The sequence below is a fragment of the Pseudomonas sp. LB3P93 genome (genome assembly GCF_054898025.1).
On sequence record NZ_CM142713.1, the window covers coordinates 6,209,070 to 6,231,364 of the forward strand.

Annotated in this window: 20 protein-coding genes; 7 read left to right on the top strand and 13 right to left on the bottom strand. The window is 60.7% G+C overall.

The window, feature by feature from the left end:
• Positions 1 to 5 precede the first annotated feature (5 nt).
• Positions 6 to 995 carry a taurine ABC transporter substrate-binding protein gene (gene tauA / locus ACYZT8_RS28460; protein WP_461977672.1) on the top strand — a complete coding sequence of 330 codons (990 nt, stop codon included), beginning with the start codon at positions 6 to 8 and terminating at the stop codon, positions 993 to 995.
• A 154-nt stretch (positions 996 to 1,149) separates the two neighbouring features.
• Here the strand turns inward: tauA and argA are convergent, their stop codons facing one another.
• Positions 1,150 to 2,448 (bottom strand): amino-acid N-acetyltransferase, encoded by a 1,299-nt coding sequence (argA, locus tag ACYZT8_RS28465; RefSeq protein WP_403107619.1) that lies wholly within the window; start codon positions 2,446 to 2,448, stop codon positions 1,150 to 1,152.
• A 267-nt stretch (positions 2,449 to 2,715) separates the two neighbouring features.
• On the bottom strand, positions 2,716 to 3,885 hold the full coding sequence (gene argE, locus ACYZT8_RS28470) for an acetylornithine deacetylase (RefSeq protein ID WP_461977674.1): 1,170 nt from the start codon (positions 3,883 to 3,885) through the stop codon (positions 2,716 to 2,718).
• Between the two features lie 157 nt (positions 3,886 to 4,042).
• Here argE and ACYZT8_RS28475 point away from each other — a divergent pair, with 157 nt between their 5' ends.
• The gene (locus tag ACYZT8_RS28475; protein WP_461977676.1) at positions 4,043 to 5,410 is read left to right on the top strand and encodes a CYTH domain-containing protein; all 1,368 of its coding nucleotides are present in this window, start codon (positions 4,043 to 4,045) and stop codon (positions 5,408 to 5,410) included.
• A 123-nt stretch (positions 5,411 to 5,533) separates the two neighbouring features.
• Here ACYZT8_RS28475 and ACYZT8_RS28480 read toward each other — a convergent pair whose 3' ends face one another.
• Positions 5,534 to 6,007: an Lrp/AsnC family transcriptional regulator gene (locus ACYZT8_RS28480; RefSeq protein WP_461977678.1), complete on the bottom strand. Its 474-nt coding sequence runs from the start codon at positions 6,005 to 6,007 to the stop codon at positions 5,534 to 5,536.
• A 125-nt stretch (positions 6,008 to 6,132) separates the two neighbouring features.
• On the opposite strand from ACYZT8_RS28480, the gene ACYZT8_RS28485 reads away from it, so the two are divergent.
• From ACYZT8_RS28485 to ACYZT8_RS28495, 3 genes are all read left to right on the top strand, one after another.
• The gene (locus tag ACYZT8_RS28485) at positions 6,133 to 6,471 is read left to right on the top strand and encodes a hypothetical protein (protein WP_461977680.1); all 339 of its coding nucleotides are present in this window, start codon (positions 6,133 to 6,135) and stop codon (positions 6,469 to 6,471) included.
• Positions 6,472 to 6,561: 90 nt separating this feature from the next.
• A complete protein-coding gene (locus ACYZT8_RS28490; RefSeq protein WP_461977682.1) occupies positions 6,562 to 8,346 on the top strand; it encodes a GspE/PulE family protein in 1,785 nt (594 codons plus the stop codon).
• A gap of 69 nt (positions 8,347 to 8,415) precedes the next feature.
• Complete coding sequence (locus tag ACYZT8_RS28495) at positions 8,416 to 8,736, top strand: DUF2388 domain-containing protein (RefSeq protein WP_169857239.1); 321 nt, start codon at positions 8,416 to 8,418, stop codon at positions 8,734 to 8,736.
• A 193-nt stretch (positions 8,737 to 8,929) separates the two neighbouring features.
• Here the strand turns inward: ACYZT8_RS28495 and gcvP are convergent, their stop codons facing one another.
• The 10 genes from gcvP to ACYZT8_RS28545 all read right to left on the bottom strand — a co-directional run bounded on the left by gcvP (position 8,930) and on the right by ACYZT8_RS28545 (position 21,627).
• Positions 8,930 to 11,803 carry an aminomethyl-transferring glycine dehydrogenase gene (gene gcvP, locus ACYZT8_RS28500; protein WP_461977684.1) on the bottom strand — a complete coding sequence of 958 codons (2,874 nt, stop codon included), beginning with the start codon at positions 11,801 to 11,803 and terminating at the stop codon, positions 8,930 to 8,932.
• Between the two features lie 257 nt (positions 11,804 to 12,060).
• Entirely contained in the window at positions 12,061 to 12,444 is a 384-nt protein-coding gene (gene gcvH, locus ACYZT8_RS28505) for a glycine cleavage system protein GcvH (RefSeq protein ID WP_461977686.1), read from the bottom strand.
• Between the two features lie 49 nt (positions 12,445 to 12,493).
• Positions 12,494 to 13,576 carry a glycine cleavage system aminomethyltransferase GcvT gene (gene gcvT, locus ACYZT8_RS28510; RefSeq protein ID WP_461977688.1) on the bottom strand — a complete coding sequence of 361 codons (1,083 nt, stop codon included), beginning with the start codon at positions 13,574 to 13,576 and terminating at the stop codon, positions 12,494 to 12,496.
• Positions 13,577 to 13,731: 155 nt separating this feature from the next.
• Positions 13,732 to 15,348, bottom strand: a complete 1,617-nt coding sequence (locus ACYZT8_RS28515; protein WP_461977690.1) for an ABC transporter permease — start codon at positions 15,346 to 15,348, stop codon at positions 13,732 to 13,734.
• Between the two features lie 214 nt (positions 15,349 to 15,562).
• Positions 15,563 to 16,567 (bottom strand): extracellular solute-binding protein, encoded by a 1,005-nt coding sequence (locus ACYZT8_RS28520; RefSeq protein ID WP_461977692.1) that lies wholly within the window; start codon positions 16,565 to 16,567, stop codon positions 15,563 to 15,565.
• A gap of 248 nt (positions 16,568 to 16,815) precedes the next feature.
• The gene (locus ACYZT8_RS28525) at positions 16,816 to 18,033 is read right to left on the bottom strand and encodes a 2-octaprenyl-3-methyl-6-methoxy-1,4-benzoquinol hydroxylase (RefSeq protein WP_461982641.1); all 1,218 of its coding nucleotides are present in this window, start codon (positions 18,031 to 18,033) and stop codon (positions 16,816 to 16,818) included.
• A 9-nt stretch (positions 18,034 to 18,042) separates the two neighbouring features.
• Complete coding sequence (locus ACYZT8_RS28530; protein ID WP_461977694.1) at positions 18,043 to 18,528, bottom strand: DUF4442 domain-containing protein; 486 nt, start codon at positions 18,526 to 18,528, stop codon at positions 18,043 to 18,045.
• Entirely contained in the window at positions 18,521 to 19,708 is a 1,188-nt protein-coding gene (gene ubiH / locus ACYZT8_RS28535; RefSeq protein WP_461977696.1) for a 2-octaprenyl-6-methoxyphenyl hydroxylase, read from the bottom strand. The genes ACYZT8_RS28530 and ubiH overlap by 8 nt, the downstream gene beginning before the upstream one ends.
• Positions 19,705 to 21,039, bottom strand: coding sequence for a Xaa-Pro aminopeptidase (pepP, locus tag ACYZT8_RS28540; protein ID WP_461977698.1), 1,335 nt, complete (start codon positions 21,037 to 21,039; stop codon positions 19,705 to 19,707). Before pepP ends, ubiH begins: the two co-directional genes overlap by 4 nt.
• Positions 21,040 to 21,066: 27 nt before the next feature.
• Positions 21,067 to 21,627: a YecA/YgfB family protein gene (locus ACYZT8_RS28545; protein WP_461977700.1), complete on the bottom strand. Its 561-nt coding sequence runs from the start codon at positions 21,625 to 21,627 to the stop codon at positions 21,067 to 21,069.
• A gap of 120 nt (positions 21,628 to 21,747) precedes the next feature.
• Between ACYZT8_RS28545 and ACYZT8_RS28550 the strand changes: the two genes are divergently transcribed.
• Positions 21,748 to 21,957 carry a TIGR02449 family protein gene (locus ACYZT8_RS28550; protein ID WP_003213954.1) on the top strand — a complete coding sequence of 70 codons (210 nt, stop codon included), beginning with the start codon at positions 21,748 to 21,750 and terminating at the stop codon, positions 21,955 to 21,957.
• Entirely contained in the window at positions 21,954 to 22,271 is a 318-nt protein-coding gene (locus ACYZT8_RS28555; RefSeq protein ID WP_007942435.1) for a cell division protein ZapA, read from the top strand. Before ACYZT8_RS28550 ends, ACYZT8_RS28555 begins: the two co-directional genes overlap by 4 nt.
• The last annotated feature ends 24 nt before the right edge of the window (positions 22,272 to 22,295 follow it).

Here is a 22,295-nt window from a genome sequence, read left to right on the forward strand (position 1 = left end):
ACGCCATGACGACCAAACGCGCACTATCCAGACCATTTGTTACAGTTTGTGTATCGGTATTATTTTCTTTCAGCGCTCACTCGGCGAACCTTACGGTCGGTTATCAAACCGGTATCGACCCCAGCAAAGTCCCCCAGGCCGATGGACTGTACGAGAAAACCATTGGCCAGAAAATTGACTGGCGTCGTTTCAACAGCGGCCCGGAAGTGGTGACTGCCATTGCGTCCGGCGACGTGCAGATCGGCAATCTCGGCTCAAGCCCGCTGGCAGCGGCCGCTTCGCGCAATCTGCCGATTGTTGCGTTCATTGTTTCCGCACAGATCAACGCCGCCGAGGCACTGGTGGTGCGCAACGGCAGCGGCATCAATAAACCGGAAGATCTGATCGGCAAGACCATCGCCACACCGTTCGTTTCGACCTCCCATTACAGTCTGCTCGGCGCGTTAAAGCACTGGGGCCTGGACGCCTCGAAAGTCAAAGTGGTGAACCTGCAACCGGCGGAAATCGCTGCCGCCTGGAAGCGTGGCGACATCGATGGTGCGTTTGTCTGGTCGCCGGCGCTTGGGGAAATTCGCAAGACTGGCAAGACCTTGACCGACGCGGCACAGGTGGGTCAGTGGGGCGCGCCGACGTTCGAGGTATGGGTGGCGCGTAAGGATTACGCCGAGAAGCACCCGGACGTTGTGGCCAAATTCGCCAAGGTCACCCTGGACTCGTTCGCCGACTATGCCGCGCATAGAGACAGCTGGACCGCAGACTCGGTACCGGTGCAGAAAATCGCCAAACTGACCGGTGCCAATGCGGCTGATGTGCCGGAGTTGCTGGCCGGTTCAGCGTTCCCGGATGCCAAAGCCCAACAGACCACCGCGCTGCTGGACGGCGGCACGGCGAAGGCGATTGGCGAGACGGCGAAGTTCTTGAAGGAGCAAGGGAAGGTGGAGACGGTGCTGCCGGATTATTCGGCGTATGTCAGCGCGAAATTCGTGCAGGAGTAACACCCAAAACCTGTGGCGAGGGAGCTTGCTCCCGCTGGGCTGCGGAGCAGCCCCGAACCTTGTAAACGCGTTATGTTTGGTAGACCGAGCTGCCGGGTTTGGGAGGCCTTCGGCCTCCAGCGGGAGCAAGCTCCCTCGCCACAAAAGCCTGCGGTTACAGGGTTTTTTCGAAGATCTTCGAATTACGCTGATAGTTGTACAGCGACGCCCGCGCCGACGGCAGCCGTTCAACGCTGCTCGGCACAAACCCACGCTCACGGAACCAGTGAGCGGTCCGGGTCGTCAGCACGAACAGGGTTTTCAAGCCCTGGGCTCGGGCGCGGGTTTCGATGCGCTCCAGCAGCTCATCACCGCGACCGCCATGGCGGTACTCGGGGTTCACCGCCAGGCAGGCCAGCTCCCCGGCGTCCGAATCGGCGATCTGATACAACGCCGCACAGGCGATGATCATGCCCTCGCGCTCAACCACGCTGAACTGCTCGATCTCGCGTTCCAGCACCTCCCGGGAACGACGCACCAGAATCCCCTGCTCTTCCAGCGGGCTGATCAGGTCCAGCAGACCACCGACATCTTCAATGGCCGCTTCGCGCACAATCTCGAATTGCTCCTGGGCCACCAGCGTACCGCCACCGTCGCGGGTGAACAGTTCGGTCAGCAACGCGCCGTCTTCGGCATAGCTGACGATATGACTGCGAGCAACACCGCCCCGGCAGGCTTCGGCCGCCGCATCCAGCAGCTCCGCCTGATAGTTGCTGCCCAAGCGTTGCAAATGCGCCGGTACTTGCTGCGGACGCAACTCACGCACCAGCCGACCGTTTTCATCGATCAAGCCAAGGTCGGCGCCAAACAGAAGAAGCTTATCCGCACCCAGGTCGATGGCCGCGCGAGTGGCGACGTCTTCGCAAGCGAGGTTGAAGATCTCACCGGTCGGCGAGTAGCCCAACGGCGACAGCAGCACGATGGATCGCTCGTCCAGCAGACGATTGATGCCTTTGCGGTCGACCCGACGTACTTCACCGGTGTGGTGATAGTCGACGCCTTCCAGCACGCCGATCGGCCGTGCCGTCACCAGGTTGCCGCCGGCCACCCGCAGACGCGAGCCCTGCATGGGTGACGAGGCCATGTCCATGGACAGTCGCGCTTCGATGGCGATGCGCAACTGGCCGACCGCATCGATCACACACTCGAGGGTCGCGGCATCGGTAATGCGCATCCCGTGGTGGTAATGCGGTGTCAGGCCGCGCGCGGCAAGACGGGTTTCGATTTGTGGACGGGAGCCGTGAACCAGCACCAGTCGCACGCCGAGGCTGTGCAACAGCACCAAGTCGTGGACGATATTGCCGAAGTTCGGATGCTCCACGCCGTCGCCGGGCAGCATGACGACAAAGGTGCAATCGCGGTGGGCATTGATGTACGGCGAAGCGTGACGAAGCCAATTAACGTATTCGGGCATGAACCTGGGCCTGTAATAAATAGCAGCCAAAAAATGGGCGAAACTGAAAACGCACAGCGGGCTGATGGTTATCGTCGGAACAGGCTTGGCGACACGCGCGCTCTCCTCATGAATACGGGTTGGGACACTGGCAATTTATACGGTTTACTCAGCTAAGCCACTAAACCTGTGGGAGCGAGCTTGCTCGCGATAGCGGTCTTACATTCAACATCAATGTTGGCTGGACTGGCCTCATCGCGAGCAAGCTCGCTCCCACAGGAATTGTGTTCAACCGCCTGGCATGGTCGTTTTGGCCGGTGTCAGGCAGTAATGTTCAATCAGTTGTCGTAATAGATGCACGGTAGGCTGCAAACGTGACATTTCAAGGTATTCCCCCGGTTGGTGCGCACAGGCTATATCGCCCGGTCCAAGCACCAGTGTTTCGCAGCCAAGTTGCTGAAGATAAGGCGCTTCGGTGCCGAACGCCACTGCTTCGGCGCGATGGCCGGTCAGCTTTTCGGCGACCCGGACCAATTCGGCGTCCTCGGCCTGCTCGAACGGCGGCACTGCAGGGAACAGCGGCGCGTAATCGATCTTCACCTGATGGCGTTCGGCAACCGGCTTGAGCCTCTGCAGAATCTCCGCGCGCAGGGCCTTGGGATCCATGCCCGGCAAAGGCCGCAAGTCGAATTCCAGCGAGCACTGGCCGCAGATACGGTTGGGGTTGTCGCCGCCATGGATGCAGCCGAAGTTCATTGTCGGCGTCGGCACGCCAAACTGCGGATTACGGAATTCACGCTGCCACAACAGGCGCAGGCCACGCAGTTCGCCGATGGCATCGTGCATGGCTTCGAGGGCGCTGTGGCCCAGCCTTGGGTCCGAGGAATGGCCACTCTGCCCGAGGATGTCGATGCGCTCCATCATGATGCCTTTGTGCATGCGGATCGGCTTCAGACCGGTCGGCTCGCCAATCACCGCCGCACGCCCCAACGGACGGCCGGCTTCGGCCAGGGCGCGAGCACCGGACATCGAGCTTTCTTCATCGCAGGTGGCGAGGATCAGCAGCGGCTGTTTGAACGGCTGATCGAGCAGAGGGATCACCGCTTCGATGGCCAGGGCGAAAAAGCCCTTCATGTCGCAACTGCCCAGGCCCACCCAACGGCCATCGACTTCGGTCAGTTTCAACGGATCGGTCTGCCACAACGCGCCATCGAACGGCACCGTATCGCTATGACCGGCCAGCACCAGGCCACCGGGGCCGGAACCGAAACTGGCGAGCAGGTTGAACTTGCCGGGGCTGACCTGCTGGATGTCGCAGGCAAAACCCAGGTCACCGAGCCACGTCGCCAACAAGTCGATGACTGGACGATTGGATTGATCAAGGCTGGGCTGGGTACAGCTGACCGACGGCGCGGCAATCAGCGCAGCGAACTGATCTTTCATGGACGGCAAAGGCATCGCTGACTCCAACTCCCGAATTGAAGACCATCATAGAACCATCCGGTGACAGGAATAAACCGCCGCGGCACGTAGGACTTGCGAGTCCTGTACACTGCACGACCTTGGCAGCCACACATTCCCCCCGGCTGCGCTCCCGATCCTGGATTTTCCGGCCATGCAGAAAGAAACCGAAATCAAACTCCGCGTCAGCCGCGAAACCCTCGCGGCCCTGCGCGAGCACCCGCTCCTGAAAAAACGCAACAAAAGTGGCTGGGAACGCCGTGAGTTGATGAACCAGTACTTCGACACGCCTGAGCGCGACCTGGCCCGCGCCAAAGTTGCCCTGCGCCTGCGCAAGGATGGCGAAGAAGTGATTCAAACGCTCAAGACCCGTGGCCAGAGCGTCGCCGGTCTGTCCGAGCGTAACGAATACGACTGGAACCTGCCCAAAGCCAAGCTCGACGTGAAAAAACTCGACGGCGAATGCTGGCCAGAAGAGTTGGCCGAGCTGGACAAGAAAACCCTGAAACCGATTTTCACCACCGATTTCGTTCGCGAACGCGCCGAAATCGCCTGGGGCCGCGGCAAGACCAAAGTGGTCATCGAAGCTGCACTGGACCTGGGCCACGTGGTGGTCGGCAAGCAGAAAGAAGAAATCTGCGAGCTGGAACTGGAACTGCGCGAAGGCGAACCGGCTGCCCTGCTCGAACTGGCCGCCGAACTGGCCGCGACCCTGGCCCTGATGCCGTGTGACATCAGCAAGGCCGAGCGCGGTTATCGTTTGTACGACGCCAACAGCTATTCGCTGAGCCTGCCGGCGCCGCAAATCACCGCCGAAACGCCGCTGGACGATGCGTTCGCCGCCCTGAGCTGGCATTTGCTGAGCAGCAGCCAACGCTTGGCCGAGCAGTATCGTTTCAACGGCCACTGGCGGTTGTTGCTGGACTGGGTCGAGAACCTCGCTGAATTGCGTGCGTTGCTCAGCAGCCTGGGCCAAGCCGCACCACGTCAGTCGACGCACGACCTGCGCATAGCACTGGATGCCTTGCTCGAAGACTGGCGTCCGCTGGTGCAAGCCGGTATCGACGACGAAGACGTGCGCAAAGCCGCGCCGGAGCAGTTCCTCGAAGAACTGGAAGACCCGCGTTGGGGTTTGTTCTCGCTGAACACTTCGCGTTGGTTGCTGGCCCGCACCTGGGCGGCTGATCGCAACGTCCGCGGCAATCGCCAGGGCGCTGCGCAATTGGGTAGCTGGTTGCCGCGTTTGCTGGGTGAAGAAGCGACGTCCCTGCAATTGCAGCGTTATCAGCAACAGCCGGAAGACCTGGCCGAGCAACTGCCGCGCATCGAACGCATCCAGGCCTGGCTGCACCATGCACGTGGCGTGCTGGACATCCCGGAAATGGATCGCTTGTACGGTGAGCTGAAACTGTTGGCGCAACTGGCTAACGAGCCGATCACCGATGAATCGCTGGATGCGCGCAAGCAGCAGGCGATTGCGGTTTATCAGAACCGTGCCTGGAAAATGCTGCTGCGTATGTAAAACCGCCATCGCGGGCAAGCCCGCTCCCACAGGATCTGTGTTAGAGCACTAATCGTGTTTCAATAAAAAACACTGTGGGAGCGGGCTTGCCCGCGATGAGGCCTGCACATTCAACACAAGGTTTTAACCTCGCAACACCGGCAAACTCGTCGTCGATTTGATCTCCGACAACGCCACAATCGAGTTCACTTCCTGAATCCCCGGCACCATCGACAGCTTCTCAAAGAAAAACCGCTCATACGCCTCGATGTCCGCCGTGACAATCCGCAGCAAGAAATCCACCGATCCCATCAACACATAACACTCCAGCACTTCGGGAAAACCACGAATCGCCTCGGTGAACTCTGTGAAGTTCGAGCGCCCGTGCGCGTTGAGTTTGATCTCGGCGAAGATCTGCGTGTTAAGCCCGATCTTCTTCCGGTCAAGCAACGTCACCTGACCGCGAATGATCCCCTCCTCCTTCATCCGCTGAATCCGCCGCCAGCACGGTGACTGTGAAAGTCCCACCTGTTCGGCGATCTGCGCGCTGGAGAGCGAAGCGTCCTCTTGCAGCAACGCGAGAATCTTGCGGTCGTAGCCATCCAGCTCGTTTTGCATAAATAAACCCGTGATTGATAGCCAGCCGAATCAAACAATTCGAAAAACCGGTAATACGCCCAATCATAGATAAGAAATGCCCCGCACCGAATGTAAAAATTCCTCCATTGATCTGGAGACCGACCATGCCGCACCTGGAAGCTGTGAACACCTCGCCCACCCGCGCCGATGTCTGGAACGCCGGCAACGCTCACTGCCGCGTTCATTACCAACTGCTGGCCGAAGCCGAGCCAGACCTGCTTTGCCGGGCGCTCAACTTTTTCGCGTTGCAGTTTCTGACGCCGCAGCAGGTCAATGCGCAGCGGATGGACGATTTGATGTCGATCGACATCGTCATGGACGGGCTGAGCTGGCATCGAGCCGAAGTGATAGCGGAAAAATTACGTAACCTGATCAGCGTGTGTTCAGTGGAGCTGCAAGCAGCTGATTCCATGCGGGAAGCGCCGGCTCAGGCGGCAGGCTGACAAACCTCGACACGGCTTCGTCGGGTAGTGGCCCAACGGTTGGCGGGTCCGCGACTATCCTTTGCGAACTGTTGTTCATGAGGAGCCCGCATGTCCGTTCAACTTGCCATTCAGGACCGCTGGCTGGATCTCAATGATTTGCTGCGTGAACTGGTCGCCCAGGGCTTTATCAGCCAGGACTCGGCCGAACACGCGCTCAATGCCCGTCGCCGCCACGCCGCCAATGGCCAGATGCATCCACTGGAATTCATCGCCAGCCAACACCTGGACGACCTCAGCCGTCCGGGCAAACACCTCGACCTGGAAAGCCTGACCCTGTGGCTGTCACAACAGGCCGGTCAGCCTTACTTACGCATCGACCCACTGAAAATCAACGTCGCGGCCATTACCCCGCTGATGTCCTACGCCTTCGCCCAGCGCCACAAGATTCTGGCGGTGTCCATCGATCGCGACGCAGTGACCGTGGCCAGCGCCCAGCCTTACGTCAACGGCTGGGAAGCTGACCTGACCCACGTGTTGAAGCTGCCGATCAAACGTGTTGTGGCCAACCCGGTGGACATCCAGCGCTTCAGCGTCGAGTTTTTCCGCCTGGCCAAATCGGTCAGCGGTGCGACCAACGCCGATCAGCAAATCAACACCCTGGGCAACTTCGAACAACTGCTCAATCTCGGCGCCAGCGATCAGGAACCGGACGCCAACGACGCGCACATCGTCAACATCGTCGACTGGCTGTTCCAGTACGCCTTCCAGCAGCGCGCCAGTGATATCCACATCGAACCCCGGCGCGAGCAAGGCACGGTGCGCTTTCGCATCGACGGCGTGCTGCACAACGTCTATCAATTCCCGCCGCAAGTGACCATGGCCATCGTCAGCCGCCTGAAAAGCCTCGGGCGGATGAACGTCGCGGAAAAGCGCAAACCCCAGGATGGCCGGGTGAAAACCAAGACCCCGGACGGCGGCGAAGTCGAGCTGCGGCTGTCGACATTGCCAACGGCGTTCGGCGAAAAAATGGTCATGCGGATCTTCGACCCGGAAGTGTTGCTCAAGGATTTCGATCAGCTGGGATTCTCCGCCGAAGACCTGCGCCGCTGGCAGGACATGACGAGCCAGCCCAACGGCATCATTCTGGTCACCGGGCCAACGGGGTCGGGGAAAACCACCACCCTCTACACCACGCTCAAGAAACTGGCGACACCGGAGGTCAACCTCTGCACCATCGAAGACCCGATTGAGATGGTCGAACCGGCATTCAACCAGATGCAGGTCCAGCACAACATCGACCTGACCTTCGCGGCCGGTGTCCGTGCGCTGATGCGACAGGACCCGGACATCATCATGATCGGCGAGATCCGCGACCTCGAAACCGCAGAAATGGCCATTCAAGCCGCACTCACCGGTCACTTGGTCCTGTCGACGTTGCACACCAACGATGCGCCGAGCGCCATCAGCCGCCTGCTGGAACTCGGCGTGCCGCATTACCTGATCAAAGCCACGGTGCTGGGCGTCATGGCTCAACGACTGGTGCGCACCTTGTGCCCGCACTGCAAGGCACCGCTGACGTTGGGTGAAGAAGACTGGCAAACCCTGACCAAACCCTGGCAAGCGCCTCTGCCAACCAACGCCCAGCGCGCCATCGGCTGCCTGGAGTGCCGCGACACCGGCTATCGCGGCCGCGCCGGGGTCTACGAAATCATGCAGCTGACGGATGGCGTAAAGGCGTTGATCAGTCCGGACACCGATTTGCTCGCGGTACGGCGTCAGGCGTTCAAGGAAGGCATGCGCAGTTTGCGGTTATCGGGAGCACAGAAAGTGGCCGCCGGGTTGACGACGATCGAGGAAGTGTTGCGAGTGACGCCACAGAGCGAGCAGAAGTAGGCGCGGCAGTTACGGAACTGGATTGGGGAAATGGCGATCCAACCCCGTAGTTAATCAGTGGAGTCACCCATCATGCGTCTCAAACTTGCTGTCGCTACCATCGCCTTGTTGTCCCTTCCAGTCGGTTCGGCGATGGCCGATAGCTTTTGGCGTAACGTCATCTCGTCCGGTGCCACCACCGGTTCGACCTACCTGACCTTCAAGGATCACAAGCTGATCGTTGCCGCGCAGGACGATGCCGGCAGCTTCGTCGCCAGTGACGGCGGCATCCGCGGTCCATATCTGGAGGCCGCGATGCAGAAAGTCCGCGCCGACAACCCGGGCCTGCAAGCGACGGACATGGAACTGGCGAACGCGATCCTGGCGAAGAATGCTGTTGCATCGGAATAAGCTTTTCAGCCAAACAAAAATGCCGCTCACATGAGCGGCTTTTTTTTGCCCAACACAAAACCCCCTGTGGGAGCGGGCTTGCCCGCGATGAGGCCATCAGCGTCAACATTGATGTCGACTGACAGTACGCCATCGCGGGCAAGTCGAATCGTCGCACCGCCGCTCCCACAGGATATGTGGTGTCTTGCAGTATTTATCGGTAATCGTCGACAGGGACGCAAGCACAAAACAGATTCCGGTCGCCGTACACATTGTCCACCCGATTCACCACCGGCCAATACTTGTGCGCCTTGGTGTGCGCATCCGGCGTCACCGCTTGCTCGATGCTGTAAGGGTGCTCCCATATCCCAGTGATATCGGCCAGGGTATGCGGCGCTCGCTTCAGCGGATTGTCCTCGGCCGGCCAGTTACCGTTCTGCACCTCGGTGATTTCCGCGCGAATGCTCAGCATCGCCCCGATAAACCGGTCCAGCTCGGCCTTTGACTCACTTTCGGTCGGCTCGACCATCAGCGTCCCCGGCACCGGAAACGACATGGTCGGCGCATGGAAACCGTAATCCATCAGGCGCTTGGCCACGTCCTCTTCGCTGATCCCGGTCAGCGCCTTCAATGGCCGCAAATCCAGGATGCATTCGTGGGCCACACGCTCGTTGCGCCCGGTGTAGAGCACCGCAAACGCCCCGGACAAATGCTGCGCCAGGTAATTCGCGGCGAGGATTGCCACCTCGCTGGCATCCGCCAATTGCGGCCCCATCATCGCGATGTACATCCAGCTGATCGGCAAAATACTCGCACTGCCCCAAGGCGCCGCGCTGACTGCGCCGTTCTGTGGCAGCGGTCCTTCGATCGGCACCACCGGGTGATTGGCAACGAATGGCGCCAAGTGCGCGCGCACGCCAATCGGCCCCATGCCCGGCCCGCCGCCGCCATGGGGAATGCAGAAGGTCTTGTGCAGGTTCATGTGGGACACGTCGGCGCCAATGTCCGCCGGCCGCGCCAAACCGACTTGCGCGTTAAGGTTGGCGCCATCCATGTACACCTGGCCGCCGTGGCTGTGGATAACTTCACAGATTTCGCTGATGCCTTCCTCGTACACGCCGTGGGTCGAGGGATATGTCGCCATCAGGCAGGCGAGCTTGTCGCCCGCCTCCGCGGCCTTGCCTTTGAGGTCATCCAGATCGACGTTACCCGCCTCGTCGCACTCGACGATCACCACGCGCATCCCGGCCATCTGCGCCGACGCCGGGTTGGTGCCGTGGGCCGAGGACGGAATCAGGCAGATGTCTCGCGACCCTTGTTGACGGCTCTCGTGGTATTTGCGGATCGCCAGCAGCCCGGCGTACTCGCCTTGCGCGCCGGAGTTGGGTTGCATGCAGATCGCGTCGAAACCGGTGATTGCGCAGAGCCAGCGCTCCAGTTCTTCGATCATCAGCGAGTAACCGACCGCCTGCTCTTTCGGCACAAACGGGTGCAGGTTGGCGAACTGCGGCCAGGTGATGGGGATCATTTCGCTGGTGGCATTGAGTTTCATGGTGCAGGAACCCAGCGGGATCATCGACTGATTGAGCGCCAGGTCCTTGTTCTCCAGTTGCTTGAGGTAGCGCAGCATCTCGGTTTCGCTGTGATGGGCGCTGAACACCGGATGACGCAGATAAGGCGAGGTGCGCAGCAGACCTGCGGGAATACCGGAAGCAAGGACTTCAGCATCCATTTCATCGACGATCAGCCCATGATCGGCACCAAGGAACACATCAAACAGTTTCGCCACCGTGGTCTCGTCAGAGGTTTCGTCGAGGCTAAGCCCCAACTGCCCACGCCCGAGAATGCGCAGATTGATCTGTGCGGCCTGGGCACTTTCGATGATTGCCGTCTGCGTGCCACCGACCTCCAGTGTCAGCGTGTCGAAAAAGTGGGTGTTGAGGCGAGTGATGCCGTGACGCTCCAGGCCGGCAGCAAGGATGCAGGTCAGCCGATGGACGCGCTGGGCAATCTGCTTCAACCCTTCCGGGCCGTGGTAAACCGCGTAGAAACTGGCGATGTTGGCCAGCAGCACCTGGGCGGTGCAGATGTTCGAGTTGGCCTTCTCCCGGCGAATATGTTGCTCGCGGGTTTGCAGGGCCATGCGCAACGCGGTGTTGCCGCGAGCATCTTTCGAGACGCCGATGATCCGCCCGGGAATCGCCCGTTTGTACTCATCGCGGCTGGCAAAAAACGCCGCGTGCGGCCCGCCGTAACCCATGGGCACGCCGAAACGCTGGGATGAGCCGAACACCACGTCGGCGCCCAATTCCCCCGGCGGGGTCAGCAACAACAGGCTCAGCAGATCCGTCGCGACACAGGCCAGCGCCTGCTGGGCATGCAGGTGATCGATCAATGGGCGCAGATCGCGGATCTCGCCATGGGTGTCGGGGTATTGCAGCAACGCGCCGAACACCTGGTGCTGTTTCAAGTTATCCACAGCGTCGATGATCAACTCGAAGCCGAACCCTTCGGCTCGGGTCTGCACCACGGAAATGGTTTGCGGATGGCAGTTTTCATCGACAAAAAACAGATTGCTTCTGGACTTGGCGACCCGCTTGGCCAGCGCCATGGCTTCCGCCGCTGCCGTGGCTTCATCGAGCAATGAAGCGTTGGCCAATTCGAGCCCCGTCAGGTCGATGGTCAATTGCTGGAAATTCAGCAGCGCTTCGAGCCGGCCTTGGGCGATCTCCGGTTGATAGGGTGTGTAGGCGGTGTACCAACCGGGATTTTCCAGCACGTTGCGCAGAATAACGGTGGGTGTGAGGGTGCCGTGGTAACCCATGCCGATCAGGCTGGTCCAGACCTGGTTCTGCTCGGCGTAGCAGCGCAGCTTGGCCAGCGCGGCTTTTTCGTCGAGGGCGGGCGGCAAATCGAGCGCCCGGTTCAGGCGGATTCCCGGCGGCACCGTCTGCTCGATCAACTCGACCCGGCTGCCGAGGCCGAGGCTGTCGAGCATCGCCTGTTGCTCGGCGGCATCGGGCCCGAGGTGGCGGCGTAGAAAGGCATTGGGGTCGCGTAACTGGCTCAAGGACGGCAACTGGGACATGACGGGCTCTCTCTTGACTGGCGCTCAACGTCGATGCAACACGGTCAAACCAGCATAGCAGCCGCTGCCGGTAGCGAACCTTCGGGCAGATCGGCGCTTACCCTGTGGGAGCGAGCCTGCTCGCGATAGCGGTCTGTCAGTCACCTCTTTATTGGATGCGCAGCCGCCATCGCGAGCAGGCTCGCTTCTAACAGGGGAAATCCGGCAGGCAATAAAAAGCCCCGACAAGTCGGGGCTTTGGGGATGACGCTGAAGGCTTACTCGCCGATGGCGGCCTTGTAGCCGGCTGCATCGAGCAGCTTGTCCAGCTCACCCTTGTCACTAGGCTTCAGTTTGAAGATCCACGCGCCATACGGGTCGGTGTTGAGCGACTCAGGCGTAGCGCCCAAGTCTTCGTTGATCGCGATCACTTCACCGGATACCGGGGAATAAATGTCGGATGCAGCTTTAACCGACTCAACCACACCGGATTGATCACCGGCAGCGAAGACTTTTCCGACTTCGGTCAGCTCAACGAACACCACATCGCCCAAGGCTTCCTGAGCGTGATCGCTGATGCCCACGGTGACGGTGCCATCGGCTTCCAGTCGGGCCCATTCGTGACTTTCGGCAAAACGCAGGTCGGCAGGGATATCGCTCATGTTCTGTGTCCTCAAGAAATTGTCAGCGGTCGTTGCCCGCCAAAAAAGGTTAGATCAAGGTTTTGCCATGGCGTACGAAGGTCGGTTTGACCACTCGGACCGGGTACCACTTGCCACGGATTTCCACTTCTGCGCGGTCGGCAGTTGCCATCGGCACGCGCGCCAGTGCTATCGACTTGCTAAGCGTAGGAGAGAAACTACCACTGGTGATCTCTCCTTCGCCAACATTGGCGATGCGGACCACTTGATGAGCGCGCAAAACCCCACGTTCCTCAAGGACCAGACCGACCAGTTTGTGCTGCACACCACCCGCCCTTTCGGCTTCCAGGGCACTGCGGCCGATGAACTGGCGAGTGGCCGGTTCCCAGGCAATGCTCCAGGCCATGTTCGAGGCCAGCGGTGAAACGTCTTGATGAATGTCCTGGCCGTACAGGTTCATGCCGGCTTCGACCCGCAAGGTATCCCGGGCACCCAGACCGATAGGGGAAATGCCCGCGCCCACCAGGTCGTTGAAAAAACCTGGAGCCTGATTGGCCGGCAGGACGATTTCCAGGCCATCTTCACCGGTATAACCGGTGCGCGCGATGAACCAGTCGCCATCAGGCTGGCCTTCAAAAGGCTTGAGCATCTGGATCAGGTTGCCGCGGGACTGGGTCACCAGTTCGGAAATCTTGTGCCGGGCCTGAGGCCCTTGAATGGCCAGCATTGCCAGTTCGGAGCGCTCATTGAGCTGCACGTCGAAGTTGCCGAGGTTCGCCTGCATCCAGGCAAGGTCCTGATTCCGGGTGGAAGCGTTGACCACCAGACGATAACCGTCGTCGAGGCGATAGACGATCATGTCGTCGACGATGCCGCCGCGCTCGTTAAGCATGGTGCTGTACAAGGCACGGCCGGGGCTGTGCAGGCGTTCGACGTCGTTGGCCAGCAAATGCTGGAGCCAGGCCTTGGCCTGGGGGCCGTCGACATCGATCACGGTCATGTGGGATACATCGAAAACCCCGCAATCGCGGCGCACCTGATGGTGTTCCTCGACCTGCGAGCCGTAATGCAGAGGCATATCCCAACCGCCAAAATCGACCATCTTCGCGCCGAGGGCGAGATGAAGGTCATACAGAGGCGTACGCTGTCCCATGGGTTTCTCCTTCCGGGCGTGGCGAAGGTGCGGGCAGGTGCTTCACGGGCGAAAGCCTTGAAATAGAAGGCTTTCAGCCGATTTCAGCTACCAGGTCCGTAGGACGGACCGCACCGAATGCCGCGCATTGTAGCCTCAAGGTGTAGGACTGACACCTAGGCGTTTCGATGCGCCGAACGTCGAATCAATCCGATGACCGGTAACAAGCCGACCAAAACCAGGGTCAGGGCCGGCAGAGAAGCCCTCGCCCACTCGCCTTCGCTGGTCATTTCAAAGACCCGTACAGCCAGCGTGTCCCAGCCAAACGGGCGCATTAGCAGGGTCGCGGGCATTTCCTTGAGCACATCGACGAACACCAGCAACGCAGCGCTCAACGTGCCGGGTAGCAACAACGGCAGATACACTTTGAAAAACAGTCGTGGCCCACTGACGCCAAGGCTACGTGCCGCTTCGGGCAAAGATGGCCGTATTCGCGCCAGGCTGCTTTCCAGCGGCCCATAAGCCACCGCGATGAAACGCACCAGATAGGCCAGCAATAACGCCGACAGACTGCCCAGCAGCAATGGCTTGCCCGCGCCGCCGAGCCAACCCGAAACCGGGATCACCAGCTCGCGATCCAGATAACTGAACGCCAGCATGATCGACACCGCCAGCACCGACCCCGGCAGGGCGTAGCCGAGATTGGCCAGGCTGACACCGGAGCGGATCGCCCGGGTCGGCGCCAGTCGCCGGGCAAAGGCCAGCACCAGGGCAACGCTGACGGTGATCAACGCCGCCATGCCGCCCAGGTACAAGGTGTGGACGATCAGCCCGGCGTAACGTTCATCCAGATCGAAGCGCCCACGCTGCCAGAACCACACCACCAGTTGCAGCATCGGAATGACGAAGGCACAGGCGAACACCAGGCCACACCAACTCGTGGCCGCCAACGCCTTGAAGCCACGCAGGTGGTACAGCGCCTTGACCCGGGGTCGCTCGTTGCTCGTGCGGTTGGCCCCGCGAGCACGACGTTCGCCGTACAACACGATCATCACCACCAGCAACAACAGGCTGGCCAGTTGCGCGGCGGTGGAGAGGCTGAAGAATCCGTACCAGGTTTTGTAGATGGCCGTCGTGAACGTGTCGAAGTTGAACACCGACACCGCACCAAAGTCCGCCAGGGTTTCCATCAGCGCCAACGCCACGCCGGCACCAATGGCCGGCCGCGCCATGGGCAAGGCAACTCGCCAGAACGCCTGCCACGGGGATTGCCCCAGCACGCGCGCTGCTTCCATCAAGCCTTTGCCCTGGGCCAGGAATGCGGTGCGCGCCAGCAGGTAAACGTAGGGATAGAAAACCAGTACCAGCACCAGAATGACGCCGCCGGTGGAACGCACTCGCGGCAACCGGAGGCCGGTGCCGAACCATTCGCGCAGCAGGGTTTGCACGGGACCGGCGAAATCAAGCAGACCGACGAAGACGAAGGCCAGCACATAAGCCGGAATCGCAAAAGGCAGCATCAACGCCCAGTCCAGCCAGCGTCGACCGGGGAATTCGCAGAGGCTGGTCAGCCAGGCAAGGCTGACGCCCAAAAGCGTGACGCCGATACCGACGCCGAGCACCAGCGTCAGCGTGTTGCCCAACAGGCGCGGCATCTGGGTATCCCAGAGGTGGGACCAGATTTGGTGATCGATGGTTTGCCAGGAGAAAAACAGAACGCTGAGGGGCAGCAGGACCAGCGCGGCGATGGCGAAGACCAGGGGATACCAGCGGCGTTGGGCGGGGTGGGCCAAGGGGATTCTCTAGAAAATAGGGGAGCCGACGCAGGTCAGCAGTCAACTCCAATTTGTGGCGAGGGAGCTTGCTCCCGCTCGGGTGCGAAGCAGCCACAGGAGGTTATCAGATCATCTTGAACGAGCGGTGTTAGAGGTTTTGAGGGTTGCTTCGCAACCCAGCGGGAGCAAGCTCCCTCGCCACAGATAGCCGCTCGCCGAAACAACAATGGTGTCAGTTCCAGCCAGCGCGATCCATCATCCGAATCGCTTCAGCCTGGCGCTTGCCAGCAATTTCCACCGGCAGTGTATCCGCCACAAACTTGCCCCAACTCGCCACTTCAGCAGACGGTTGAACGGCGGGGTTGGCCGGGAATTCCTGGTTCACGTCGGCGAAGATCTTCTGCGCCTCAGGGGTGGTCATCCATTCAACCAATGCCTTGGCCGCTTCCGGGTGCGGTGCATGTTTGGTCAGGCCGATGCCCGACAGGTTGACGTGGACGCCACGGTCACCCTGGTTCGGCCAGAACAGCTTCACTGCCAGGTCCGGCTTCTGCTTGTGCAGGCGGCCGTAGTAGTAAGTGTTGACGATGCCGACGTCGCATTGCCCGGCATTGATCGCTTCCAGCACCGCGATGTCATCGGAGAACACATCGGTGGACAGGTTGCTGACCCAGCCCTTGAGGATCTTCTCGGTTTTGTCGGCGCCGTGCACTTCGATCATGGTGGCAGTCAGGGACTGGTTGTAGACCTTCTTCGCCGTGCGCAGGCACAGGCGACCTTCCCAGTTTTTATCGGCCAGCCCTTCATAAGTGGTCAACTCGCCCGGCTTCACCCGAGCGGTGGAGTAGGCGATGGTCCGCGCCCGTAGGCTCAGACCAGTCCAGGCATGAGCGGAGGAGCGGTATTGCAGCGGGATGTTGGCGTCGATCACCTTGGAGGTGAACGGTTGCAGAATGCCCATCTGCTCGGCCTGCCAGAGGTTGCCGGCATCGACGGTCAGCAGCAGGTCGGCGGTGGCGTTCTCGCCCTCGGCCTTGATCCGCTGCATCAGCGGCGCTTCCTTGTCGGTGATGAACTTCACCTGCACACCGGTTTTCGCGGTGTAGGCATCGAAGACCGGCTTGATCAGCTCGTCGATACGCGAGGAGTAAACCACCACCTCGTCGGCGGCCTGGGCAACGGTGCTGCCGATCAGGGTCAGGGCGAGGGCGGTCAGTAGACGCTTCGGTGCCAACATGGGAGCGGTCTCTCGATTGGAAAAAGTGAGGACAAATGATAAGGACTCACATTTACCATCTCAATCGATCAGTTGGCGGAGGAGTTACCAGATGTTGCACCACTTGAGAAATGTGGTGGATGTTCCGGCCCCTTCGCGGGCAAGCCCGCTCCCACAAGGATCTCCAGTGTTCACACTTATGCATGTACACCACAATACCTGTGGGAGCGGGCTTGCCCGCGATGAGGCCATCAGCCACAACGAAAATCTCAGGCCTTGGCAAGCGCCGGCAAATCCCCGATCAACCCCAACGCTTCTCGCACGAACAACGCCTTGGCTTCCGGCATCTGGTCGACCATCTTCAGCCCGGCATTGCGCAACCAGCGAACCGGCAACGGATCAGCCTGGAACAAACGTTCAAAGCCTTCCATTGCCGCCATCAACGCCAGGTTGTGCGGCATGCGCCGACGCTCGTAACGACTTAGCACCTTCACGTCCGCCAACCGCTCACCGCGCTCCGCCGCTTGCAACAACACTTCGGCCAACACGGCAGCATCGAGGAAACCCAGGTTCACGCCCTGCCCGGCCAATGGGTGAATGGTGTGCGCCGCGTCGCCGATCAGCGCCAGGCCTTCAGCCACATAACGCTTGGCATGGCGCTGGCGCAGCGGCACGCACAGACGCGGGTCGGCGCTGAGCACCGTGCCGAGTCGGCCTTCAAAGGCGCGTTCCAATTCGAGACAGAATTCTGCGTCGCCCAGCGCCATCAGCCGTTCCGCTTCGCTCGGCGTGGTCGACCAGACGATCGAACACCAATCCTGCTGACCGTCTCGCGTAAGCGGCAGAAACGCCAGCGGACCGTTGTCGGTGAAGCGCTGCCAGGCAGTCATTTGATGAGGTTTGGAGCTGCGCACGCTGGTGACGATCGCGTGATGCAGATAATCCCACTCGCGCGTGGCCACACCGGTCAGGCGCCGAACCGCCGAATTGGCGCCATCCGCCGCAATCACCAAGGGCGCACGCAAGGTGCGGCCATCTGCCAGGGTCAGCAGCCAGTCATCGCCGGAGCGGCGCATCTGTTCCAGGCGCGCATTGGCCAGCATCCCGAGGTCGCAGTCGTGCAGACGATCGAGCAAGGCATCCTGAACCACGCGATTCTCGACGATATGCCCGAGCACTTCGGCGTGCACACTGGTCGCCGAAAAATGAATTTGCCCGGTGCCGCTACCATCCCAGACGTGCATGTCGGTATACGGGCTGCTGCGCCGGCTGGCGATACCGTCCCAGACACCGAGGCGTTCAAGAATCCGATGGCTGGCCGTCGACAAGGCGCTCACTCGCGGTTCGAACGGCGATTGTTCGTCGAAGGGCTTGACGCTCATCGGGCTGCCGTCCAGAAGCAGGACTTCCAGCCCGCTGTCCTGCAACGCCAGCGCCAGGGCGCTACCGACCATTCCAGCCCCGACAATCAGCAGATCTGCGCGCATTTCCATGCTTTAAGCCTGTCTCGCTTGCGGCTTGAGCCGCACGTAAAGGGTTTTACCGACCCGCGCCACCAGGTGGCCGGCGCCGTCATGAATATCGACCTGCAATTGCGGCAGGTACTTTTCGCCATCCGCCGTCTGCCGACGGATCTCATCGAGCAAGGTCTCGTCGATGCTGAAACGGGCGAACACCGGGCCTTTGCCCGGTGCGATGAAATCGATGTCAGCGGCTTTGTCCCAGACAATGTACCGGTGACCGAGGTTTTCCAGCAGCATCAGCATGAAAAACGGATCGACCATCGAATACAGACTGCCGCCAAACTGCGTGCCGACGTAATTGCGGTTGTACCAGCTCAGCCCCATGGACACTTGAATGTCCCGGAAGTCATCGCTGATGTGCCGCACTCGAACCCCGGCGCCCAGGTACGGCGGGTAAAAGCTCATGAAACAACGCATCAACCGCGCTTTGCCGAACTTGCCAACCAGCCACTTAAGCATCGGGACGCGTACCCAGTCCCATGGCTTGCCGGGCGAACCAGCGCTTGGCCGGCGGCAGCAGATCGAGGCCGAGCAGGCCGATGTTACGGCCCAGCGAAACCAGGGGCTGAGTGCTGCCGAACAAACGGGTGACCTGATCGGAGAAGCCCACGGTCAGGTTCTGATCCATGCGCTGACGCTCGCGATAGGCCTGCAAGGTCGCGAAGTCGCCGGGTGATGTTTCGCTCGCCAGCAGCGCATCGGCCAGAGCCTGAGCATCACGCAGCGAGAGGTTGAAACCCTGGCCGGCAATCGGGTGCAGGCTGTGCGCAGCATTGCCGAGAATCGCCAGATGCGGACGCACTTGTTCTTCGGCTTCGATCAGCGTCAGCGGGTAAAGGTGCCGCGCACCCACCTGTTTCAAGGTGCCAAGCCGATAACCGAACACGCCCTGCAACTCACTGAGGAAGCTGCGCTCATCCAGCGCCGCCAGCCGTTGCGCGTCCATGCCCAATCGGGTCCAGACCAGGGCGCAGCGGTTTTCCGGCAGCGGCAACAACGCCATCGGGCCGTCATCGGTGAAGCGCTCGAAGGCCATGCCGTTGTGCGCTTCGCTCGGGGTGATGTTGGCGATCAGCGCGCTCTGGTTGTACGGACGCTTTTTGATGCCGACCCCCAGTTGCTCGCGCAGACCCGAACGGCCGCCATCAGCAAGCACCGCAAGGTCGCATTCGAGAATGGTTTCATCGTTGAGGGTCAGGCGATAGCCATCGGTCAGCGGCTCCATGCGCGTGACTTCCGCCGGGCAACGCCAGGTGACCACGTCCTTGTCCAGCCCCTGCCAGAGGCATTGGCCGAGCCAGGCGTTTTCCACCACGTAACCCAGCGCCGGCACGCCCTCTTCCATCGCTGACAACCGCGCGGTGGAGAAACGTCCACGGTCGGACACATGAATCTGCTTGATCGGCTCGGCACGGCGGGAGATTTCCTGCCACACGCCCAACCGTTGATAAATCTGTTTGGCACCGTAGGACAAAGCCGAAGAACGGGCGTCGTAGCTCGGTTGATAGGTGTGGCCGGGGGCAAAGGGTTCGATCAACACGATCTTCCAGCCACGGGCCTTGGCCCCGGCCTGCAACGCCAATGCGAGGCTGGCGCCAACCAGACCGCCACCGATGATTGCCAGATTGACTCGACTCATGCGGCTTGCGCCCGCGCGGCGGCCATCAAGGCCTCGATCTCGGCGACCGTTTTCGGTACGCCTTGGGTCAGGATTTCACAGCCGTTTTTGGTGACCACTACGTCGTCCTCGATGCGCACGCCAATGCCGCGCCATTTCTTCGCTACGTTCTGGTTGTCCGGGGCAATGTAGATGCCCGGTTCCACAGTCAGCGCCATGCCGACTTCCAGCACGCGCCACTCGCCGCCAACCTTGTATTCGCCGACGTCATGCACATCCATGCCCAGCCAATGGCCAGCGCGGTGCATGTAAAACGCCTTATAGGCTTCGCTGGCGATCAACTCGTCGACGTCGCCCTGCAACAGGCCCAACTTCACCAGACCGGTGGTAATCACCCGGACCGTGGCTTCGTGCGCCTGATTCCAGTGTTTGTTCGGGGCGATTTCGGCAAACGCGGCTTCTTGCGACGCCAGCACCAACTCGTAAATCGCTTTCTGCTCCGCTGAATACTTGCCGTTGACCGGCCAGGTGCGGGTGATGTCGCTGGCGTAGCAGTCGATCTCGCAACCGGCATCGATCAACACCAGGTCGCCATCCTTGAGCACCGCGTCATTCTGCTGGTAATGCAGGATGCAGCTGTTGCGCCCCGCCGCGACGATCGAGCCGTAGGCCGGCATCTTCGCCCCGCCCTTGCGAAACTCGTAATCGAGCTCGGCTTCGAGGCTGAACTCATGCAGCCCGGCCCGGCTGGCCTGCATCGCACGGATATGCGCCTGGGCGGAAATCCGTGCGGCTTCGCGCATCACCTTCACTTCTGCCGCCGATTTATACAGGCGCATGTCGTGCAGCAGATGATCCAGCGCAACGTATTCGTTCGGCGGCTGGGCGCCGAGGTGCGCCTTGGAGCGGATCACGTTGATCCACTCCATCAGGTGCCGGTCGAATTCGGGGTTGCTGCCCATGGCCGAATACACCCGGTCGCGCCCTTCGATCAGGCCCGGCAAGATGTCGTCGATGTCGGTGATGGGGAAGGCATCGTCGGCGCCAAAGTCGCGAATCGCGCCTTCCTGCCCGGCGCGCAAGCCGTCCCACAACTCTCGCTCGGCGTTGCGTTCACGGCAGAACAGAATGTATTCGCCATGTTCGCGACCGGGCATCAGCACAATGACGGCCTGAGGCTCGGGGAAACCGCTGAGGTACTGGAAGTCGCTGTCCTGCCGGTAAACGTGCTCGACGTCACGGTTGCGAATGGCCACCGCGGCGGCGGGCAGGATAGCGATGCTGTTGGGTTCCATCTGCGCCATCAGGGCCTTGCGGCGACGGCTGTATTCCGATTTCGGGATATGAATCATGGGCAGATGGCTTTCCCTGGCAAACGATTAATGCAGCGACGGCTTGGCCGCAACCGGCGCATCTGCTTTTTTGGTTTCGGAGAACAGCAGCAGCGGCGCAACCCGCAGGTATTCCATGACTTCCATGTAGTCGCTTTCGCCGTCTTCGGACTCTTCCAGGGCGTCTTGCACCTGAGAAATGGCCGCCAGATCCTGCAACACTTCGGTGGCTTCGGTGCTCAGCATGCTGCTGTCACGGCAGTTCAGGCCGAAACCGCTGAGGAAGCCCTGGCACCACTCGCCCAGTGCAGCGGCACGGTCAGCCAGCGGCTCGTCATCGGTCGGCAGCAGCAGAACGACAGTTACGTCGTCGCCAGTGAGCTCGCCCTTGACCATTTCCTGCAAGCCGATCAAGGCGTTGCGGACATTGTCCTGTGGCTCGCTTTCGAGCAGCTCGGCGGCATCGATCAACCATTCTTCTGCATTGAAGCCGGCACCGGCGCAACTGCGGCCGAGCAGCAGGCCATGCAGTTCGGCAGGCGAGACGTTATGACCGCTGGAAGTCAGCAGTGTGGCGAAGGCTTGGTACGGGGAATTCTGAATGGGCATGGGCAGCTAGGCGCCAGACGGCGCTATGTCTAGAATGAAGGCCTTGTATCCTACATCGACAGACTCGCCAAGACTATTAAAGGCTGTCCGCCAGTTACCCCGTCAGACACAGTGGACAATATGGAAGACACCGACCTGCAAGCGCTGATGGCCAGACTCGAACTGCTAATTAATCGGGTCGAGCAACTTAAGAGTCAAAACGGACTCCTATTAGCTCAGGAAAAAACCTGGCGCGAGGAACGCGCTCACCTCATTGAAAAGAACGAAATCGCCCGGCGTAAGGTCGAATCAATGATTTCGCGCCTCAAGGCCCTGGAGCAAGACTCATGAGTTCAAGCAATAGCGTTACCGTGCAGATTCTCGATAAAGAGTATTCGATCATTTGCCCCCAGGAAGAGCGCAGCAACCTGGTGAGCGCCGCCCGTTACCTGGATGGCAAAATGCGCGAAATCCGCAGCAGCGGCAAAGTCATCGGTGCCGATCGCATCGCCGTGATGGCCGCGCTGAACATTACGCACGATCTTCTGCACAAGGAAGAACGCCCGGATGTGCAGGCCAGCGGCTCGACTCGCGAGCAGGTTCGTGACCTGCTGGATCGCGTCGATCTGGTGCTCGCCACCGATCCGGACGTCACCAAGGGCTGAAACACGAAACCGCTTGGGGTATAC

Bases quoted from the DNA above. Each gene is read 5' to 3' on its own strand.
- ACYZT8_RS28485 (WP_461977680.1), top strand. From the start codon at position 6,133: ATGCCGCACCTGGAAGCTGTGAACACCTCGCCCACCCGCGCCGATGTC.
- ACYZT8_RS28520 (WP_461977692.1), bottom strand. From the start codon at position 16,567: ATGTTGGCACCGAAGCGTCTACTGACCGCCCTCGCCCTGACCCTGATC.
- argA (WP_403107619.1), bottom strand. From the start codon at position 2,448: ATGCCCGAATACGTTAATTGGCTTCGTCACGCTTCGCCGTACATCAAT.
- gcvH (WP_461977686.1), bottom strand. From the start codon at position 12,444: ATGAGCGATATCCCTGCCGACCTGCGTTTTGCCGAAAGTCACGAATGG.
- ACYZT8_RS28480 (WP_461977678.1), bottom strand. From the start codon at position 6,007: ATGCAAAACGAGCTGGATGGCTACGACCGCAAGATTCTCGCGTTGCTG.
- gcvP (WP_461977684.1), bottom strand. From the start codon at position 11,803: ATGTCCCAGTTGCCGTCCTTGAGCCAGTTACGCGACCCCAATGCCTTT.
- ACYZT8_RS28530 (WP_461977694.1), bottom strand. From the start codon at position 18,528: ATGCTTAAGTGGCTGGTTGGCAAGTTCGGCAAAGCGCGGTTGATGCGT.
- ACYZT8_RS28475 (WP_461977676.1), top strand. From the start codon at position 4,043: ATGCAGAAAGAAACCGAAATCAAACTCCGCGTCAGCCGCGAAACCCTC.
- ACYZT8_RS28525 (WP_461982641.1), bottom strand. From the start codon at position 18,033: ATGCGCGCAGATCTGCTGATTGTCGGGGCTGGAATGGTCGGTAGCGCC.
- ACYZT8_RS28545 (WP_461977700.1), bottom strand. From the start codon at position 21,627: ATGCCCATTCAGAATTCCCCGTACCAAGCCTTCGCCACACTGCTGACT.
- ACYZT8_RS28490 (WP_461977682.1), top strand. From the start codon at position 6,562: ATGTCCGTTCAACTTGCCATTCAGGACCGCTGGCTGGATCTCAATGAT.
- argE (WP_461977674.1), bottom strand. From the start codon at position 3,885: ATGCCTTTGCCGTCCATGAAAGATCAGTTCGCTGCGCTGATTGCCGCG.
- ACYZT8_RS28555 (WP_007942435.1), top strand. From the start codon at position 21,954: ATGAGTTCAAGCAATAGCGTTACCGTGCAGATTCTCGATAAAGAGTAT.
- ACYZT8_RS28550 (WP_003213954.1), top strand. From the start codon at position 21,748: ATGGAAGACACCGACCTGCAAGCGCTGATGGCCAGACTCGAACTGCTA.
- tauA (WP_461977672.1), top strand. From the start codon at position 6: ATGACGACCAAACGCGCACTATCCAGACCATTTGTTACAGTTTGTGTA.
- ubiH (WP_461977696.1), bottom strand. From the start codon at position 19,708: ATGAGTCGAGTCAATCTGGCAATCATCGGTGGCGGTCTGGTTGGCGCC.
- pepP (WP_461977698.1), bottom strand. From the start codon at position 21,039: ATGATTCATATCCCGAAATCGGAATACAGCCGTCGCCGCAAGGCCCTG.
- gcvT (WP_461977688.1), bottom strand. From the start codon at position 13,576: ATGGGACAGCGTACGCCTCTGTATGACCTTCATCTCGCCCTCGGCGCG.